The organism is Bacteroidota bacterium (assembly GCA_017303905.1).
Taxonomy (GTDB): domain Bacteria; phylum Bacteroidota; class Bacteroidia; order B-17B0; family Aurantibacillaceae; genus JAHEYG01.
In genome coordinates this window covers 63901-81312 of record JAFLBH010000003.1, presented here as the reverse complement: position 1 = coordinate 81312, position 17412 = coordinate 63901, and the positions used below count along the sequence as shown (strand labels likewise).

17 protein-coding genes are annotated in these 17412 nt (G+C 35.2%); 8 read left to right on the top strand and 9 right to left on the bottom strand.

What is annotated here, in order from left to right; genetic code table 11:
- Positions 1-136 precede the first annotated feature (136 nt).
- Positions 137-1054, top strand: coding sequence for an exopolyphosphatase (locus J0L69_11130; protein MBN8693742.1), 918 nt, complete (start codon positions 137-139; stop codon positions 1052-1054).
- 3 nt (positions 1055-1057) lie between these two features.
- Positions 1058-2209 carry a sigma-54-dependent Fis family transcriptional regulator gene (locus tag J0L69_11125; protein ID MBN8693741.1) on the top strand — a complete coding sequence of 384 codons (1152 nt, stop codon included), beginning with the start codon at positions 1058-1060 and terminating at the stop codon, positions 2207-2209.
- On the opposite strand, the gene J0L69_11120 is transcribed toward J0L69_11125, so the two are convergent.
- From J0L69_11120 to J0L69_11110, 3 genes are read right to left on the bottom strand one after another with little or no spacing between them, the layout of a single operon-like run.
- Complete coding sequence (locus J0L69_11120; protein ID MBN8693740.1) at positions 2206-3141, bottom strand: hypothetical protein; 936 nt, start codon at positions 3139-3141, stop codon at positions 2206-2208. The two genes, J0L69_11125 and J0L69_11120, sit on opposite strands and share 4 nt — an antisense overlap.
- Positions 3138-3989, bottom strand: coding sequence for a sulfotransferase domain-containing protein (locus J0L69_11115; GenBank protein MBN8693739.1), 852 nt, complete (start codon positions 3987-3989; stop codon positions 3138-3140). The genes J0L69_11120 and J0L69_11115 overlap by 4 nt, the downstream gene beginning before the upstream one ends.
- Positions 3986-4825: a sulfotransferase family 2 domain-containing protein gene (locus J0L69_11110; GenBank protein ID MBN8693738.1), complete on the bottom strand. Its 840-nt coding sequence runs from the start codon at positions 4823-4825 to the stop codon at positions 3986-3988. The genes J0L69_11115 and J0L69_11110 overlap by 4 nt, the downstream gene beginning before the upstream one ends.
- A 71-nt stretch (positions 4826-4896) precedes the next feature.
- On the opposite strand from J0L69_11110, the gene J0L69_11105 reads away from it, so the two are divergent.
- The 5 genes from J0L69_11105 to J0L69_11085 are packed head-to-tail and all read left to right on the top strand — an operon-like array spanning position 4897 to position 10794.
- Positions 4897-7296, top strand: coding sequence for a hypothetical protein (locus J0L69_11105; protein ID MBN8693737.1), 2400 nt, complete (start codon positions 4897-4899; stop codon positions 7294-7296).
- Entirely contained in the window at positions 7289-7546 is a 258-nt protein-coding gene (locus tag J0L69_11100; GenBank protein MBN8693736.1) for a hypothetical protein, read from the top strand. Before J0L69_11105 ends, J0L69_11100 begins: the two co-directional genes overlap by 8 nt.
- A 38-nt stretch (positions 7547-7584) precedes the next feature.
- On the top strand, positions 7585-8994 hold the full coding sequence (locus J0L69_11095) for an AMP-binding protein (protein MBN8693735.1): 1410 nt from the start codon (positions 7585-7587) through the stop codon (positions 8992-8994).
- Positions 8972-10117, top strand: coding sequence for an acyl-CoA/acyl-ACP dehydrogenase (locus tag J0L69_11090; GenBank protein ID MBN8693734.1), 1146 nt, complete (start codon positions 8972-8974; stop codon positions 10115-10117). Before J0L69_11095 ends, J0L69_11090 begins: the two co-directional genes overlap by 23 nt.
- Positions 10117-10794, top strand: a complete 678-nt coding sequence (locus J0L69_11085; protein ID MBN8693733.1) for an aspartyl/asparaginyl beta-hydroxylase domain-containing protein — start codon at positions 10117-10119, stop codon at positions 10792-10794. The genes J0L69_11090 and J0L69_11085 overlap by 1 nt, the downstream gene beginning before the upstream one ends.
- Here the strand turns inward: J0L69_11085 and J0L69_11080 are convergent.
- Genes J0L69_11080 through J0L69_11055 form a run of 6 tightly spaced genes read right to left on the bottom strand, consistent with a single transcriptional unit; the run spans position 10791 to position 15342 of the window.
- A complete protein-coding gene (locus tag J0L69_11080) occupies positions 10791-11408 on the bottom strand; it encodes a GNAT family N-acetyltransferase (protein MBN8693732.1) in 618 nt (205 codons plus the stop codon). The two genes, J0L69_11085 and J0L69_11080, sit on opposite strands and share 4 nt — an antisense overlap.
- Positions 11395-12321, bottom strand: a complete 927-nt coding sequence (locus J0L69_11075; protein ID MBN8693731.1) for a glycosyltransferase — start codon at positions 12319-12321, stop codon at positions 11395-11397. Before J0L69_11075 ends, J0L69_11080 begins: the two co-directional genes overlap by 14 nt.
- Positions 12318-13061 carry an SDR family oxidoreductase gene (locus J0L69_11070; protein ID MBN8693730.1) on the bottom strand — a complete coding sequence of 248 codons (744 nt, stop codon included), beginning with the start codon at positions 13059-13061 and terminating at the stop codon, positions 12318-12320. Before J0L69_11070 ends, J0L69_11075 begins: the two co-directional genes overlap by 4 nt.
- Positions 13058-14113, bottom strand: a complete 1056-nt coding sequence (locus tag J0L69_11065; GenBank protein ID MBN8693729.1) for a ketoacyl-ACP synthase III — start codon at positions 14111-14113, stop codon at positions 13058-13060. Before J0L69_11065 ends, J0L69_11070 begins: the two co-directional genes overlap by 4 nt.
- 2 nt (positions 14114-14115) lie before the next feature.
- Positions 14116-14346, bottom strand: coding sequence for an acyl carrier protein (locus tag J0L69_11060; GenBank protein MBN8693728.1), 231 nt, complete (start codon positions 14344-14346; stop codon positions 14116-14118).
- Between the two features lie 9 nt (positions 14347-14355).
- Positions 14356-15342, bottom strand: coding sequence for a ketoacyl-ACP synthase III (locus J0L69_11055; protein MBN8693727.1), 987 nt, complete (start codon positions 15340-15342; stop codon positions 14356-14358).
- 38 nt (positions 15343-15380) lie between these two features.
- On the opposite strand from J0L69_11055, the gene J0L69_11050 reads away from it, so the two are divergent.
- On the top strand, positions 15381-17291 hold the full coding sequence (locus J0L69_11050; GenBank protein ID MBN8693726.1) for a hypothetical protein: 1911 nt from the start codon (positions 15381-15383) through the stop codon (positions 17289-17291).
- Positions 17292-17412: the final 121 nt, after the last annotated feature.

The window sequence follows — 17412 nt, the reverse complement described above, 5'->3', positions numbered from 1 at the left end:
TGTTTTAGTGTTCGTGTGTTTGTTTATAGAGTATTAAAAATAGCTCAATAATTGATGAAAGTCAATACCCCGTGCAAAATTAATTGGCTTGTTAATAAGTAGAAGGAAGCTTATTTTTAGAGAAATTTAGGTTTGTATGCGGATTGCCGTTATCGATTTAGGGACTAATACTTTTAATCTGCTTATTGTAGATAAAAACGGCGATTTTACCTATAAAAAGCTCGAATCAGCACGGATTCCGGTCAAGCTGGGAGAGGGGAGCATTAATAAGGGTTTCATCTCTGAAAAGCCATTTGCCAGAGGTATTAATGCTTTAAAGGAATACCGTAAAATCATTGATAAAAATGAAGTAAAAAAGGTGCTGGCACTTGCCACTTCAGCTATTCGTAGTGCTTCAAACGGAAAGGATTTTGTGGCAAAAGCTAAAGCTGAAACCGGGATTGATATTGAAATAATTGATGGTTTACGTGAGGCGGAACTCATTTATTTTGGCAATCGCGCAGCTGTGAAAATGGATCACCGTAATTCATTAATCATGGATATTGGCGGAGGAAGCACTGAATTTATTATTGGCAATAATTCGGATTTAATCTGGAAGGAAAGTTATTTACTGGGCGCTGCTCGTCTATTAGAATACATCGAACCCTCCGATCCGATATCGGAAGCCGAGATAAAAAGTTTATACGGTCATTTTGATAAATCCCTCGGATCGCTTAAACAATCCATTCGTGAACATGGTGTTTATGAATTGGTAGGCTCTTCAGGGGCTTTTGACAGTATCGTGGAAATGATGGCCGGCGAATATCAAACCACTAACATTACTGAAAATAAAACGGAGTATCTGATTGACTTGGATAAATATTTCCCCCTATCAGAAAAAATTATCCGCATGTCTTACCAGGAGCGCTTAAAGGTGAAAGGCCTAATAGAAATGCGTGTGGATATGATAGCTATTTCATGTTTATTTGTTAATTACATAATCCGTGAATTTAATTTAAAACAGTTACGAGTTTCAACATACTCTCTTAAAGAAGGAGTGATTTTTAGTACATAAGTTATGATTAAAGTTTTAGTAATAGACGATGAGAAAGCCATTCGCAGAAGCATAAAGGAAATTCTGGAGTTTGAAAAATATTCTGTGGATGAAGCGGAAGATGGTGTGCAAGGACTTTCCATGGCACAGAAAAATAATTACGATGTTATTTTAAGTGATATAAAAATGCCAAAACTGGATGGCATGGAGTTACAAAATAAACTTATTGAATCGGGGGTGGGCAGTGCGCTAATTATTATGAGCGGACATGGAACCATTGATACCGCGGTGGAAGCCGTTAAAAAGGGTGCGTACGATTTTTTAGCTAAGCCCATTGATTTAAACCGCTTGCTGGTGACCGTTAGAAATGCGATGGATAAATCGAGTCTTGTTACGGAGACTAAACAGTTAAAGAAAAAAATCAGTAAAACTTTTGACATCATTGGCGAATCGAAAGCAATTAAGGATATCAAGGATATAATTGAAAAAGTAGCTCCAACAGAGGCCCGTGTTTTAATAACAGGTAGCAATGGTAGCGGGAAAGAATTAGTGGCTCGCTGGTTACACGAGAAAAGCAATCGTGCTGCCGGACCGCTTGTTGAGGTAAACTGCGCTGCTATTCCATCAGAATTAATTGAAAGCGAATTGTTCGGTCATGAGAAAGGATCATTTACGAGTGCCATCGCACAACGTAAGGGTAAATTTGAAATGGCTGAAGGCGGTACTTTGTTTTTGGATGAAATTGGAGATATGAGCCAGTCGGCACAAGCCAAAGTATTACGTGCTTTACAGGAAAGTAAAATTACGCGTGTGGGTGGCGATAAAGAGATTAAAGTGAATGTTCGAGTGGTGGCAGCAACGAATAAGGATTTGAAATCCGAAATCGAAAAGGGAAATTTCAGAGAGGATTTATACCATCGCTTAAATGTAATCCCAATTCATGTACCGTCTTTAAATGAACGATTAGATGATATTCCTCTCTTGGCTAAACATTTCTTAAATCAAATTTGTACGGAAGGTAACATGCCTGTAAAGTCGATTTCCAATGAAGCAATAAAGGAATTGCAAAAACGCAGCTGGACAGGAAATATCCGAGAGTTTCGTAATGTAATTGAGCGTTTAGTGATTTTAGGTGGTAAGGAAATCAGCGATAAAGATGTTAAGCAGTTTGCTTAATCGAAATTAACTTTCTTTAAAAGCCATTCGTAATAGCTTTGCTTTTTGTAATTGGGGTCGTATACTTTTTTGGCATGACGCTTAGCTCCCAATTGTTTTAAATCGGTGATACACATTTCAGGGTAACTAAGAGTTGGATTCATAAGCCACTTGATGTGACGCTTAAAAAAACTCAATTCAGCACCAGGAAATTTTGCGATTTGCATGTGTGGCAAAAGGGCTTTTGTTGTTTTTCTGAATTCTCTGTAATTGTGATTTTTCATATCAGCACCGCCCCAATCTTTTATTAATTCCAAACCAATATGAAAAGTGAGATGTTGTTTTGTCAGTAAAATGGGATTCTGTGCAAAGCAGAATAAATTGTAGAATAAATCATTTCCTACAAATGGAATACCAATGCATGTGTTGTTAAGAATAAACTTCGGAAATAAATCACGCTTGAATACAAACATATCAAATCCCAAATGCTCTTTTCCTGTTTCTGTATAGATAAGGTCTAAGTATTCAGGTTTGTTAAGTGTGCTTTTGATTCTTCTTCGGTTAATCACAATAGCATCATGCCCTTGTTCAATGTATTTTCCAATCGCATTGTAAAAAGGTAACATTAAACCAATATCCGCATTTGAATAAATGATGTAATCGGCCTGACTGTTTTCGTACGCAAGCTTCAGGATATCTTTTAGCAGTGGTAATTTCTTTTTATTACTAAAAGTGCCAATATCCTGAATGCTTTTCTCAAGTGGAGGATATTGTTTAAATGCGTCGTTTTTCACCGGATAGTCTTTGTGATAGCACAAGACTTGTTCAATTGAATAACTGCTGTAAGATTTGGCTTTTTGCATGGAAGCCAAAGTGAGATTTTGTAATTCAAAAAGTGATTTGTTTTCACTTTCTGAAACAGCATTCACTATATGGACAAATGAAAAACTCATTCAACTGAATAACCTAATTCGTTCATTAAAGATACCAATTCTTTATCGGAATACAGAAATTCCAAATCTTCTTTACTGTAAAAGCTTTTCCATCCGCCGGATTTACCTTCACGAACAAAATTTTGTTTGGTATTCGACATAAACCGACTGCCAAACTCATTTTCTATTTTTTTTAGTTCAGTAAAGGAGGTTTTCTCTTTTAATAATTCAATATTTACAGGATTTTTAAAACCACAAAAGCGATTAATACTTAAAATGGTTTCATTAAAATTATTTAAAAGCGATTCGTAAGAAAGCACAAGGATTTTATCGGGATGTTGCTTTTGGTACATTTTCATGGCTTTAATGTGTTGTTTCCAACTGCCATGACGTAATACAATATTACTACGGATGAATTCAGAGAAAGTACCGCTAAAAAATTTGTAGGCCAATACAAAATGATAATAGGAAATTAAAGCATCCCGATAATCACGGTGTATATAAATCACACGCGGATATCCCTCAAAAAAGATGTCATGCGTTTTGATAATTCTTCCCGAAGATTGGTTGTCAATAATGTCTTTTGAAACATAAACATCCGGTACTATAGTTTCAAGTTCGTGAAAATTAATCGTAGCGGAGGTGCCGTTTTTTAAGTAGGCAAGTATAAAGCGCAACCAAGTATTACCTGATTTTGGATAAGACACCAAAAAAATGTCGTCGGGGTTTATTTTTCTGATCTGAAAGAGAAAAGCAGTTTTATTAATAAGTCCAAGTTTTGCCGGCAGCCAACGCAAATACTGCATTAATAATCGTTTTTTACCAATAGGAAAAACAGCTTCCGGAATAAATATATGTTCCTGTTTCATATGGTAGCAAACAGCTTTCTTAACCGGGCATACGCTAAATTAACATTGTTACGTATTTTAATGATGGTTGCGTATTTTTTATTTCCCTCATGTAATTCCTTTAAGCCCTTTTCAATCACCTCTTTCTTTTCTTCCATTAGAGCTTTGAATTTTTTTAAAGCGTGTTGAAATAGAACTTCATCATATTTGCTGCAAAGTTTAATTAGCTCCTCAGTTTCAGCATCCAGTTCCGATTTGTCGATTTTATAAGATGATTTATTCTCTTTTACATAATACAAAGGCGGCCAGTTCATGTAATCAGAGAGTAAAACTAAACTTTCATCAAAATATTCGGTTAAACCGAAAATGTGAAAATGTTCGTCAAAGTTTTTGATTGCGGTTTTCAGATCTTCTTCATTAACGGTTAAAAAATTTTTTTGAATGGTATTTGACAAATAACGTACCATTAAATTATCGAAATTTCTTACCAAACCTTGTTTCAAAAAATCTTTTAAGGTGTAATCATCTACATTAATTTGTTTTTTTATAACATGATTACCGTCGCCTTTAATATGCCGATAGGAAGAAAGAAGTCTTTCGCGTGCTGAACGCAAAAAAGTAAAATATTCTATCCCTCTTTCTAATCCCTGATTAGCTGTAAAGCCAATATGGCCGTAACTTAAATCAAATTTATTTTTGTATTCCGGCGTTAGAGTGGGGTATTTCAGACGCGCTTTTGGCGAGTAAAAGGATAATTTTTTAGCCCACTTAAACTGACGAGTTAATATAAGAGCGAATGTTGTACCCGCGGTTTTTGGTATGTGTACAAACTGAAATTGTTTTTTTAACCCGCTCATTTTGCCTTTAAAATTTACTTATCAAATGTATTAATTATATCTTAGCAAATGAATTATTAATTAATTTCAGTTTGCAAAATAAGGACTCAATAAATAAGTTGTTGTATTATTCTTTAGCTTATGCTTTGGTGTTTTATGCGGCTTACCTTATTAACTTCGACAAAGCACTTGATATGGCTGCTTTTAGTCCGGTTTTAATCGGACTGTTTATGGTTCAGTATTTTTTAAAGCCTGCTCATAAAATGTTTGTGTTTCCGGTTCTGTTTATGACCTTGGCTTTTATGGTATTTACTCCGCTCACAGCTTTGGTATTAATTGTATCACTCGTTTTGTTCGGAACAGTTATGTTCACAAAATCTTCATACTTTTTAAAATTAATTTCCGCTTTGTTGTTTTTTGGTTTCATGATTTTACTGTTAGCAGATGTAGTTCAGGTGTATCCTGTAAATTTCATGGCTCCGTTTCTGCTAAGCATTATCATGTTTAGAGGTATTTTACTGTTATATGAATTTAAACATGCGCATGTAGTAAATAATTATGCTGCATCCTTTGCCTATTTGTTTTCCTTTCCGCAGTTGTTTTTTCCTGTCATGCCGATTATAGATTTTAAGTTATTTGTGAATGGCTCAAACCCAACTAATGTTACAGTGTTGTGGCAAAAGGCATTTCGTCAGTTTGTAACCGGTTTGTTTTTGTTTACGGTTTATAAAATTTCCGATGCTTATTCCAATCTGGATGTATTGCAGCTGTATACAGTAAGTCACTTGTTTGTGGCAGTATTATTTAAGTTAACCGTGCTCATCAAAATCTGCGGATTGTTTATGTTTTCTTTGGGATTTTTGACCATGTTCGGCATTGATTTACCTTCAGCCTTTGGCTTTTTTCCATTAGCTGCAGGTTTTAGAGATTATTGGAAGGATGTAAACCGCTACTGGCGTGATTTTTTATTGAAGTTGATATATTATCCTTTGTATTTTAAGTTACGTAAAACGAATTGGCCATTTAAAACCTTTTCGGTAGTTATCGTTACATTTTTGTTTTCAAGCTTTTTTCATTTTTATCAGCTATACCTGTCTTCAGGATATTTCCATTTGAAGTTGAATGATATTGTGTATTGGATGTGTTTAGGTTTTTTGGTTTACTGGAGTAATATCAGGTTTGAAAAAACATTTAATAAGAATGACGGTGTAATCCACGAGCCGGGCTTGTTAAAGCGTTCATTGAATGTTTTACTTGTGCAAAGTGTAATGTCCTTTTTGTTTTTTTTATGGAATTGCAATAGCTTGAGTGAATTTTTCTTCTTTCTTAAAAAGGGTAATAGTTTTGACTTAGCGATTTTTGTTTATTTTATTCTGCTGTGGTTGATAATTATTATAGCCCTGTTCTTAAGACCTCACATCGAGAAAATTCTTTTTAATTCAAAAAGTGTAAATATCATATCGGTATGTTTTTTAGCGACAATAATTGCCGTAAGTTTTTTACCACATTCAAGTTCCGGACGAATTATTGATGTGCTTTATGGCAACGCACCAACAAGTGATGCGGATGCCAAGGAAGAAGGGTATTATGCCAAACTTCTCAATTCAAGTAATAATTCAAAAATGGGTAAGGAGGGTGTAAACCGATTGAGGCCCTTAGAAAAGGCGGGTGTTAAGAGTAATAGCATCTTGCAGCAGGAACTTGCACCAAATACGCTGATTAGTTTTAATGGCACTGAAATAAGCACCAATAGTCATGGACAACGTGATAAAGAATACGCGTTAAAGAAGGATGAGTCAGTACAGCGCATTGCTATTTTGGGAGGTTCGTACGAAATGGGAACCGGAGTAAATGATGAAGATGTGTTTGAACAGCAAACTGAAATATGGTTAAATGCGTATTCAGGCAGAAAGTATGAGTTGATTAATTTCGCGGTACCCATGTACACCATTTTGCAGAGTAAGTATGTGTGCGAAAATAAAATCAAGAAATTTGATGTGGATGTAGCTGTGTTGTTTTCTCATACAAATGAAGAGCAACGTATGCTTAATAGTTTTTCACGTCTAGTTAAGAGTGGTTTCAGTTTTGAAGAAGATTTTCTTAAATTTATTATTCAGAAATCCGGTGTGAAAAAGGAAATGAGTGCTCCCGAAATCAAATATCGGATGCAACCTTATGTTAACACTGTGTATTTATGGTGCTATAAAGAAATGGTAAACTACTGTCATAAAAACAATATGAAAGCGGTTTGGGTTTTTATACCTACGACAACGCAAAACATAACAGATGTGAATGCAGACGAGAATTTAAGGCAATTGGCTCAAAAGGCAGGGTTTGAAGTGTACTCTCTCCAAAACATTTACGGAAACAGAAGTCCAAAAACGCTTGCGGTTAGCTCAATTGACTCTCATCCTAATGCGTTAGGACATACCTTGATCGCTGGTGGATTTTATCAAATAATAACAGGATTAAATAAACAATCACATGAATAGAGATGAATTAAAGAAAGAGGTTCGGGGTTTTATTGCGAATAAAATGTTTAAAGGAAATTTACCCGGTGATTTTACGGATGATACTAAGCTGATTAGTTCACGCCTCATTGATTCAATTGTGGTATTGAGTATGGTGAATTATTTGGAAGAAAAGACAAAAACTGAATTCGCGGCACACGAAGTGAGCGTTGAAAATTTAGATACAGTAAATATTATCGCCGACTTCCTATTAAAGAAATTATCAAAATAATTAAGAGTCCTCAATTAAAAAGGAGTACACTCCCTTACTTGATAAATGAAGAAGGGCAGATGGTGTTATTCTCTGATTTGGCATCAGCAGTCAATAAATTTCAAGAGAATATTTCACAACTAGGATTAGAGAAGCAGAATTCAAGCATAGCAATTTGGACTGAGAAATCAGTAAATGCCATTGTTATGATTCAAGCGATTTTATCTTCAGGGAACGGATACATTCCAATTAACAATGATTGGCCTTCCGACAGGGTAAAATTTATTTTGGAAAATACCGGTACCGCCACGTTAATTGTGGATGAAAATCGATGCTCCATTGCTTCCGATCTGTTGAATGAGATGGGAGTACAATTTACCATGGTTCGAATTGACGGAAACTTTTATCTTTTTAGCTTTAAATCAATCCGAAAAATCCGATTACCCAAAGCCTTAAGTTATATCTTATTTACCTCCGGTTCTACAGGATATCCAAAGGGAATTGTACATACGAATGAAAGTGCATTCACGTTTTTGAAATGGTGTTTGAAGGAATTTAAAAGCTATAAAATTAAACGCCACGTATCTATTGCACCTCTCAATTTTGATTTGTCGGTCTTTGATGTTTTTCATCCTATAGTTAATACATCCACCTTGTTTGTTCCTGCTTCATCCATCATATCAAACACGCGCTTATTTGCAAAGTATGTGAACGATCATAAAATCGAATCGTTATATACAACACCTTCATATTTGAATCTGCTGGAACAAACCGGTAAATTATCTGCGTACGATTTCAAACACGTTAAACTTATTTTAATCGCCGGAGAGGCTTTATCATCTGATTTAGTAAAGCGATTAAAAGTGCATTTTAAAAAAGCAACGTTTTATAATTTATACGGACCAACGGAAACCAATGTTTGCTGCGCATATAAAATTGACTTTAAAAAGCTAAGCGGGGAGTATATTCCGATTGGTAAATCCATCATTAAAGGAAATATAAAACTTAGCAAACAAGGTGAGCTGTTATATAAGGGAAAACTCTTGATGTCAGGCTATATTAATGATAAGGGGTATCAAGCGCTCCGAAGGAATTCGGTTTATAAAACTGGCGATTTTGTTACTTGCGATAAAAATGGCCTATTAAATTTTATTGGACGAAAAGATAATCTCGTTAAACGTAACGGGTTTCGGATTGAATTAAATGAAATTAATAAAGCATTGCAAAAACATTCAAGTATTGGTCGATGCGAATCTTTATTTATAAAAGAAGATAGTCAAATCGTTTCTTTTGTGGAATCAGCGGATGATTTATCTCAGTTAGCTTTAAAATCTTTCTGCTTAAGCCACTTACCATCATATATGGTGCCGGATTTAATAATGGTTTTACGAAAAATTCCGGTAAATTTAAATCATAAAGTTGACCAAACTGCTTTAAGAAAAATGTATGCTCAATCATTTAAATCATAATCATCAATCGATTTACAAGGCTTACCATAAGCTGGCGGCAGAAATTTGTTCTGAGGCTGATGTTATGAAAGAGGATAAAGCTGCAGCATACAACAGAAATACTTTTCGCGCAATAAACGCTGCTGGTTTTAATGCGCTGCACATACCGGATTCATTTGGAGGTAGAAAATTATCAGCAATGGATACAGCTGTTGCTTATTTAGCATTAGGGGCATCTTGTCAGAACAATGGTATAACTTTTTCTGTCGGTGCACAAGCTTTTTCTGTAAATGTTCCTTTGTTGAAGTATGGAAATGATGCTCTCTGTAATCAGTTTTTAATTCCATCTGTTAAAGGTGAGATTGTAATTGCATCAGCAATTACAGAAAGGGAAAGTGGTTCGGATGCCTATAATATGAAAACCACGGCTGTTAAATCAGGAAGCGATTATATATTAAACGGCTCTAAATATTACATTACGAATGCACCCGTTGCAGATTATTTTCTGATTTACGCATTTACCGATGTACAGAAAGGAAGTATTGGGGGATTGAGTGCATTCTTAGTTGATGCAAAGGAAAAAGGTGTGAAAGTGCTTGGTCCGATTGATAAAATGGGTTTGAGAACAGCACAAATGGGAGGCGTGAATTTGAAAAATGTGAAGGCTATTGCTAGGTTAGGTGAGGAGGGAAGTGCTACTGCAATGTTCAATGAAGCCATGACATGGGAAAGAACCATTTTAAGTGCTTTAAATCTTGGAATCGTTATTAGAGTAATAGAGAAAGTTCATAAGTTCGGAGAAGAAAATTCGAGGGGCGGAAAAAAATTGAATGAGCAACTGGAATTTATTACACTGATGAATAATTCCAATTCGTTTTTAACTCAGGCCTGGGAGAAAATAAGTGATGCCGCAATTGCTATGGATCAATTTCCTAAGCAATCGTTTTTAAAAGCATCTATTGCTAAATCGTTCGTTGCCGATAATGGTGAGAAGTTGATTCGCAGCTTACAACAAGCTACTGGAGCTTATGGTTATTTAAGTGAAAACGGTATTGAGCGTGATTACCGCGATTTCTTAGCGTTTACTATTTATTCAGGTTCACAGTATGTGCAAAATAAAATTATATCTAGTTTTAGTCAGTAATGAGCCAGCATAACATAACTGAAAAGAATCCTCAATTTTTTTATGAGGCAAAGGACTTCCCATTCTTAAACCCCTTGGTTGAAAATTTTGCAGTTATAAAATCTGAATTACTAAATCTAATTGAAAAGAATAAGGAAAATCAATGGCTCGAAACGTTTCCGAATTATGTAGAGTCGGAAAACAAGAAGGCTTGGAAGGTTTTTTCCTTCATTTTTTTCTCAATGAAATTTCCTGAAAACGCTAAATTGTGTCCTAAGACAGCTGAATTGATTTATTCTATTACTGATATTATTTCCTGTGATTATTCGTTTCTAAAACCTAACACACATATTCTTCCACATAAAGGTTACACGCGCATGGTTTTGCGTTGTCATTTGCCTCTGATTGTTCCCGAAGGTGATTGCGCCATCCGGATTGGTGACGAAACAAGAAAGTGGGAGGAAGGTAAACTCATGGTGTTTGATGATTCATTTGATCATGAGGCTTGGAATAAAAGCGACAAAAATCGAGTTGTATTAATGTTTGACATTCCAAATCCGCTATGGGGTTACTCCGCGCATCAGATTTCTAAATATAAAATTGAAAATCTCGATGATCCTTTTTTGTTGTCGATGGTAACGAAGGAAAGATGGTTGGAAGCTTTTTCTAAAGGAGAATTTCCTTTGATGAGCTTTTAATTTTTAAGTACATTATTTATTTCATCCAGATTGTTTTCTGATAGTGTTCCTGTACAAATTAATTCACCGTCGCCATTATTTAATTGCTCAGCCGCTTTATTGAGTTTACTTCCGTTTTTTATGTAATCCTCCATACTTAATTCGTATAGCTGATTGTATATTCCTTCCTGGCCGGCGGCTAATTTATAACCAATAAGCTGATTGTAATGAATGGCTCTATCGTTATCGCTTAATATACGGGCATGTGAGAGTTTGCATAATTTTACTTTGAAGAAAACAAAATTAAGCAAGCATAAGGTGCTAAACACTGCAGCAAATGAATTAATGTAATTGCTGTCCCAAATAAAAATACCCCCTTCGCCAAAGCCGTTTTCATAACTGAAATTTTTCGCATTGATTAATCCTACTTGCTTTCCTTCGAACTCAATGATAAAATAGTAATTGAATTTATTGTTAACCGACTCAAACCATTTCTGCTGCATTTGCGGTGTAATGTATTCGCGATAATCCATGTACATTTTTACCGACTGCTGGTTGCGCCAGTAGCGTAATAGTTCGAGGTCGTTTTGAGTAATACGCCTCAACGTAACACCATATTGTTTAATCGTCAGCAAACTTCTCTGAAATATAATAGGAAGGTTTGTTGTTTACATCCTTCAGGATTTTACTGATATACTGCGCCACCACGCCAATACTCAAAACAATGAGACCGGTGGAGAATAAAACGCTTACAATGATGGATGTAAATCCCGGTACCGGAGTTTTAAATAGAAATTTCTTTAATAGATAAAATGAACCAATTAAAAAATTGATAATTGCAAGTGTAGAACCAACACGGGTTACAAACCTGAGCGGAACAGTGGATGAAAACATAACCACGTTTCCGGTCATTCTGAACAAGCCTCCGATTGAATAGCGTTTTCGTTCAATAAAATTCTTGTTGGCTTCTACTTTTAAAAAGCTAATCCTTTCGGTGTACCAAAGCAGTAATTCGTCAATGAAAGTAAAATGACGATGTTCTTTTGCCAATTTTAAAGCTAATTCGGCTTTTATTAATCGGAATGAAGAACCTTTTCCTTTATTCTTCCCTTCTATTTTAGAGCCAAATTTATAAAAACCGGAAAGCGCAGAACGAAGTATGGATTGATTAATTTTTTTGTATTCGCCGTACACAACATCGTTGTCGGATTTTTTTTGCTCTTCAATTAGTTTTGAAATTTGTGAAGGATGAACTTCCAAATCATCATCAATTGTGATAACATATTTTCCTTTTACAAATGAAAAACCGCATAGCGTAGCTGAATGCTGTCCGAAGTTTTTTGCAAAACGAATGATTTTAATGTTTGGGTTTTTTGCTTTTAAACCTTTAAGAACATCCCATGTGTTATCTGCACTTGCATCATCCACAATAATGGTTTCAAATGATGTATTTATAGAATTAAAAAACTGTTGTAATTCAAGATACAATTTCTCAATGCTATTTGCTGCATGATAAGCAGGTATAATTATAGAATATTCCGGATTCATTTTTTACTGCTTAATAATAAACCTCCATCCATTTTGATTGTGGTGCCTGTTATCCATTTGGAAGCATCAGATAAAAGGAATGCCGCGCAATTTGCGATATCTATTGGTTCGCCAAAACCTAATGGGTATTGTGCCTCGTAATTTTTCATTTCCTCTTCAGACGTGGCTAGCTCGGTTTCATCAAATATTTTTGTTTTTACCAATGCAGGTGCAATTACGTTCGCACGAATTTTCTTAGTAGCATGTTCGATTGCAAAAGAACGGCAAAATGCTTCCAGTGCCGCTTTCGAAGCACTGTATAATGCTCCACCTATGTATGGATGCAAAGATGAAATAGAGGAGAGAAAAATAACAGAAGCATGATTGTTGAATTTTTTAGCACTGCTTAACTCGCTGCATAAGATTACTGTGGAGTTGAAATTAGCTTCAAACATTTCGGAAATATGCTTACTCTTAATAAACTTTACAGGCAATGGTTTTACAATACCTGCACAGTTAATTAATCCGTCAAGGTTGTTGCAGTTTTTTACCAATTCCGATAATTGATTTTCATTGGTTAAATCAGCTACTATTATTTGATGCTTGTTTTTTAGTTGAGAAGCTGTAGCCTTTAATTCAGCCTCATTTCTTCCAGTAATAATAACCTGAGCACCCAACTGATCACATAAAACAGCGCAGGCTCTGCCAATGCCGGATGAGGCACCGGTAACCAAAACTGTTTTATTATTTAAGGTGATCATAATTCAATAATTTTGGCGCAACTTAATTCAGATGTGTTTATAACAACACTTCCCCACGAAAGACCAACCCCAAAGCCGCACAATAACAAAGTTAAACTTTCTTTCGTAAGTTGTTGCTCTAATCCAAAACACATGGTTAATGGTATGGAGGCCGAGCTTGTATTACCGAAAAGTTCTATGGAAGATGGACATTTTTCTTTTTCAATTCCCAACTTTTTGCGAACGGTTTCGTTTATGAGTTTGTTAGCCTGGTGTAAGATGAAAAAATCAATTTCACTTTTGTTTTTACCAGCCGCAGTTAATGTTTCATTAATGTTTGGCGGTACTTCTTTCAACGCAAATGTAAAAATGTCTTGTCCGTTTAAAGCTAAATGTTTTTTAGCGCGTTTTATACCTGGTTCTGGTTCGTATATAGTTTCTGAGGAAGAATCGTAAGGGTGACGAGAATGACCGTGCTCGATGATGATGGCATTTTTTCCGCTTCCGTCACTATTTAAATTGAAGGTAAGCTCGGAGGCATTTTTATCGTATTCGATTAATGTGGCTGTTCCTGCATCACCAAACAAAGGGTAAGCGCTTTTATCGCCTTCAAAGGTAGAGATGGTAGATTTATCACCACACAATAATAATGCTTGCTTGAATTGTCCGCTTTGCATAAAGCCGGCCAAAACGCTTAAACCATATACATAACCGCTGCAACCAAGTGTAATGTCAAAAGCCAATACACTTTTTTTGAGCTTTAGTTTATCTTGTAAAATGATAGCAGTCGATGGTAGAAAATAATCGGGAGATTGCGAGACAAAAATGATGATGTCAATATTCTCGCGATTGGTAATGTTATTTTCGAAAAAATAATTGGCGGCTTTCTCACACAAATCGCTACAGGTCGTTTTATCATCCGCAACTCTTCTTTCTTTAATACCAACTGTTTTATGAAATAGTTCTTGTTCTTCTTTGCTTATGTGATTGTAATCATACGTGCTTTTAATCTGTTTGGGTACGCAAACAGAAATACCTTTGATGGAAATGCCCGATGTTTTAAAAATGCTCAAGCTTATTTTTTTTGTTGAACGAGATTGTACAGGTCTTGTACGGTTTGAGTTGATTTTAAATCTGCCCCGCTTAATGTAATATTAAAGTTTATGTCGATAAACGCGATAATGATAAGTGCGTGCATACTGCTCCAGCCTTTGATGCTGCGATAATCTGTATCCGGTTTTAAAGTGCCTTGTGGCATATCTTCAAATTCGGCTTCCAGTTTTTGTATGAATTCGTTTATCGACATAGAACAAATTTAATAATTTATTACAGTTGCACCCCAACTATTTCCTACACCAAAGCCTGCCAACAGAACTTTCATGCCTTTTTGCAGCTTTTTTTCTTCTTTAGCGGTATAGAGTGCTAGCGGAAGGGTAGAAGCAACGGTGTTGCCATAATCCTTAATGTTGGTGTAAAATTTGTTTTCCGGAATATTAAGTTTTTTTCTAAGGGTTTCAAGCATAAAGCCATTTGCCTGATGGAAAATAAACAAATCAATATCTTCCATGCCTAATTTGTTTTTATCCAGCGTTTCTTTTACTAGTTTAGGAACGGTTTTTAACGCGAATGTAAATACGTTAGTGCCATTCATGACCATTTGTCCTAACGGATTTGTTTCATTTCTGCAGGCACTTTTTTCAATGGGTTTTCTAAAGGCACTGTTCTCAATGTACAAGTCTAGCGCACCGCTTCCATCACTTCCGAAAATAAATTCATTATCAGGTAGGTTGCCCGAATAGGTGATAATGTTTGCGGTGGCAACATCACTAAAAATGCTACGTTGTTCTAAGTTATCCGGTGCAAGTGTTTTTGTTGAAGTATCGCAGGTTAAAAATAAAATTGTTTTAGCCATGCCGCTTTTTAAGAAACCGTTAGCCATGCCTAAGCCGTAAACATAACCTGAACATCCATAAGGCAAATCAATACAGGCAGTGGTTTGTGGTAATCCGAGGCGGTGTTGTAAAATGCAACTGGTAGCAGGTGCTATGTAATCGAAACAATCAGAACAGAAAATAAGAAAATCAATTTTCGATTTTAATTCAGGCTCTTTCTCAAAAATCTTTTGCGCCGCCATAAAAGCTAAATCAGAAGCGGTTTCGTTTTTTCCTGAAATGTATCTGGTTTCGATACCGGTACGTTTTAAAATTTCTTTTTCAGAAACATTAAACTCTTTTGCAAGCATTTGATTTGATAAAACAAGCTCCGGTAAATGAATGCTTATTTTATCAATAGAGAGTCCCATAGTCTATCAAAAGTAAAAAAAATGTAACTTAGCTGCAAATGATAAAGGCTTTTCTTTCAAAACATCCCTATAAACTATTATTGGTTTTATTTGCCTTTGTTTTATACGGTAACACTCTTTTTAATGGTTATAGCTTAGATGATGAATTTGTAACCGGTCCGAAAAACATTACGGCCAAGGGGTTTCAAGCCATTCCTCGTGTTTTTAAAACATTTCACGTTATTGATGAGAGTGGTAATAAATACGAATACCGTCCGATGGTAAAGGTGAGTTTTGCCATTGAAAGTGGTTTATGGGGACAAAATGTATTCATGAGTCATTTAGTGAATATTGTGTTATATGCAGTTTGTCTTCTGTTACTCTTCAAATTACTGCAATTAATACTCGTAAATACAAGTGAGTTTGTGATATTTTCTGTGGTATTGGTGTTTGAATTTTTGCCTATTCATTCAGAAGTTGTTGCCAGTTTAAAAAACAGAGATGTGATGCTAAGTTTTATCTTTTCTGTTTTGGCATTTATCTGTTTTTTGAAATTTTTTGATTTAAAAAAGTGGTATCATTTAGTGCTTGCCTTTTTATATTTGGCATTGGCCTTTTTGAGCAAATTCGATGTGTTGCCATTTCTGGCAATCATTCCTTTTGTTGGATATGTAAGAAATAAAATTGACTTTAAGATTATTGCCTTGATAATTGTGTTTTTTGTTGCTGCCTATTATTCTTACAAAATCACAAAGAATTTAATGTTTGATAAAGAGCAAGTGAAGGGCTCTAGAATTTATCAATATTTCGAAAACCCTCTTTATTTCAAATTTGAGTTTGTAGATAGATTAACAGCAGGGTTTAATTCATTAGGTTTTTATGTCTTAATGTTGTTTTTACCAATAAAAATGGCATGTTATTACGGTTTCAATACTATACCGGTTTATGATTTAACTTCCGTTTATGCTTTAGTTGGTATAGTGGGTGGTGCATGGTTGCTTTGGCAATTTTATAAGCGATTTCATAAGCCGGATATGCTTTGGTATGGTATTTTATTTTTTGGTGGTTCTATCTCCATGTACTTAAATATTGTAGCGCCGGCAGCAGGTATTGTGGCCGATCGATTTGTTTTCTTTGCTTCGATTGGTTTTTGTTTGATGGCAGTATTCGGACTATATTTTTACAAGAATGCCAATGCCAAAGTAACACAGCACAAAGATTTAAAATCTACCCAAAAGTTAGTTGGTTTGGTGTGCTTACTTATTTTCGCCGGCATGATAGTGAAGAGAAACAGTGAGTGGAAATCAAAATTAGTTTTATTTGAAAGCGATGTGAAAAAGTATCCTAATTCAGTAAAATTATCGCTCTTATCGAGTGCTCAGGTAATGATTCATATCAATGATAAGAGTGATGTTATTCCGGATAATCAGAAATTGCAGAAAGTGAGAAATGCGGAGAAAGTGTTGTTGAATGCAATTAAAGTGGATCCTACCTGTGATGTTTGCTATAATAACATTGCTCATATTTTATTGTCTGTAGAAAACGATCCTGCCTCAGCGATGCCTTATCTTATGGAAGGTTTTAATCGTGATTCCACCAAAAAGGAAACAGCTTGTAATATTGGTATTGCCTTGTATAGATTAGGGAAACCACTAGACGCTAAAAAATATCTTATCAAGGCTATTGAATTGGATGTCCGTCATGAGTTTACAGTTCCATATGAAGTATTACAGGATTTGTATATGAAAACAAATCCAAATGAGGGTGTAAACTATTTTACCAAAGAACTCCAAAAAGGGTATCACCAGGAATTCTTAAATGTTTTACTTGGGAAATCCTATTTTGAAGCCGGGGATACACTTAATAGTATAAAATATTACCAGCAAGCTTTGACAATTAACCCAAATAACCAAACTGTGAACGATTTTGTGACAGATTTGGAGGTTAAATTCCATAAAAAGGCTTGGTAGCTAGCATCTAAATTATTTTAGAAGTTCTTATGCCTATTTTGTTGATAATCAATTGTCAAGTCGCTACTTTTTTCTTTTTTTCGTCGCTCGATTTTATATCTTTGTCGAAACCTTAATTTAA

What these genes read in the sequence shown, in the direction of transcription:
- J0L69_11050 (MBN8693726.1), top strand. Translation starts at nt 15,381, where the DNA reads ATGATAAAGGCTTTTCTTTCAAAACATCCCTATAAACTATTATTGGTT.
- J0L69_11055 (MBN8693727.1), bottom strand. Translation starts at nt 15,342, where the DNA reads ATGGGACTCTCTATTGATAAAATAAGCATTCATTTACCGGAGCTTGTT.
- J0L69_11115 (MBN8693739.1), bottom strand. Translation starts at nt 3,989, where the DNA reads ATGAAACAGGAACATATATTTATTCCGGAAGCTGTTTTTCCTATTGGT.
- J0L69_11060 (MBN8693728.1), bottom strand. Translation starts at nt 14,346, where the DNA reads ATGTCGATAAACGAATTCATACAAAAACTGGAAGCCGAATTTGAAGAT.
- J0L69_11090 (MBN8693734.1), top strand. Translation starts at nt 8,972, where the DNA reads ATGCTCAATCATTTAAATCATAATCATCAATCGATTTACAAGGCTTAC.
- J0L69_11070 (MBN8693730.1), bottom strand. Translation starts at nt 13,061, where the DNA reads ATGATCACCTTAAATAATAAAACAGTTTTGGTTACCGGTGCCTCATCC.
- J0L69_11085 (MBN8693733.1), top strand. Translation starts at nt 10,117, where the DNA reads ATGAGCCAGCATAACATAACTGAAAAGAATCCTCAATTTTTTTATGAG.
- J0L69_11120 (MBN8693740.1), bottom strand. Translation starts at nt 3,141, where the DNA reads ATGAGTTTTTCATTTGTCCATATAGTGAATGCTGTTTCAGAAAGTGAA.
- J0L69_11100 (MBN8693736.1), top strand. Translation starts at nt 7,289, where the DNA reads ATGAATAGAGATGAATTAAAGAAAGAGGTTCGGGGTTTTATTGCGAAT.
- J0L69_11130 (MBN8693742.1), top strand. Translation starts at nt 137, where the DNA reads ATGCGGATTGCCGTTATCGATTTAGGGACTAATACTTTTAATCTGCTT.
- J0L69_11110 (MBN8693738.1), bottom strand. Translation starts at nt 4,825, where the DNA reads ATGAGCGGGTTAAAAAAACAATTTCAGTTTGTACACATACCAAAAACC.
- J0L69_11125 (MBN8693741.1), top strand. Translation starts at nt 1,058, where the DNA reads ATGATTAAAGTTTTAGTAATAGACGATGAGAAAGCCATTCGCAGAAGC.
- J0L69_11075 (MBN8693731.1), bottom strand. Translation starts at nt 12,321, where the DNA reads ATGAATCCGGAATATTCTATAATTATACCTGCTTATCATGCAGCAAAT.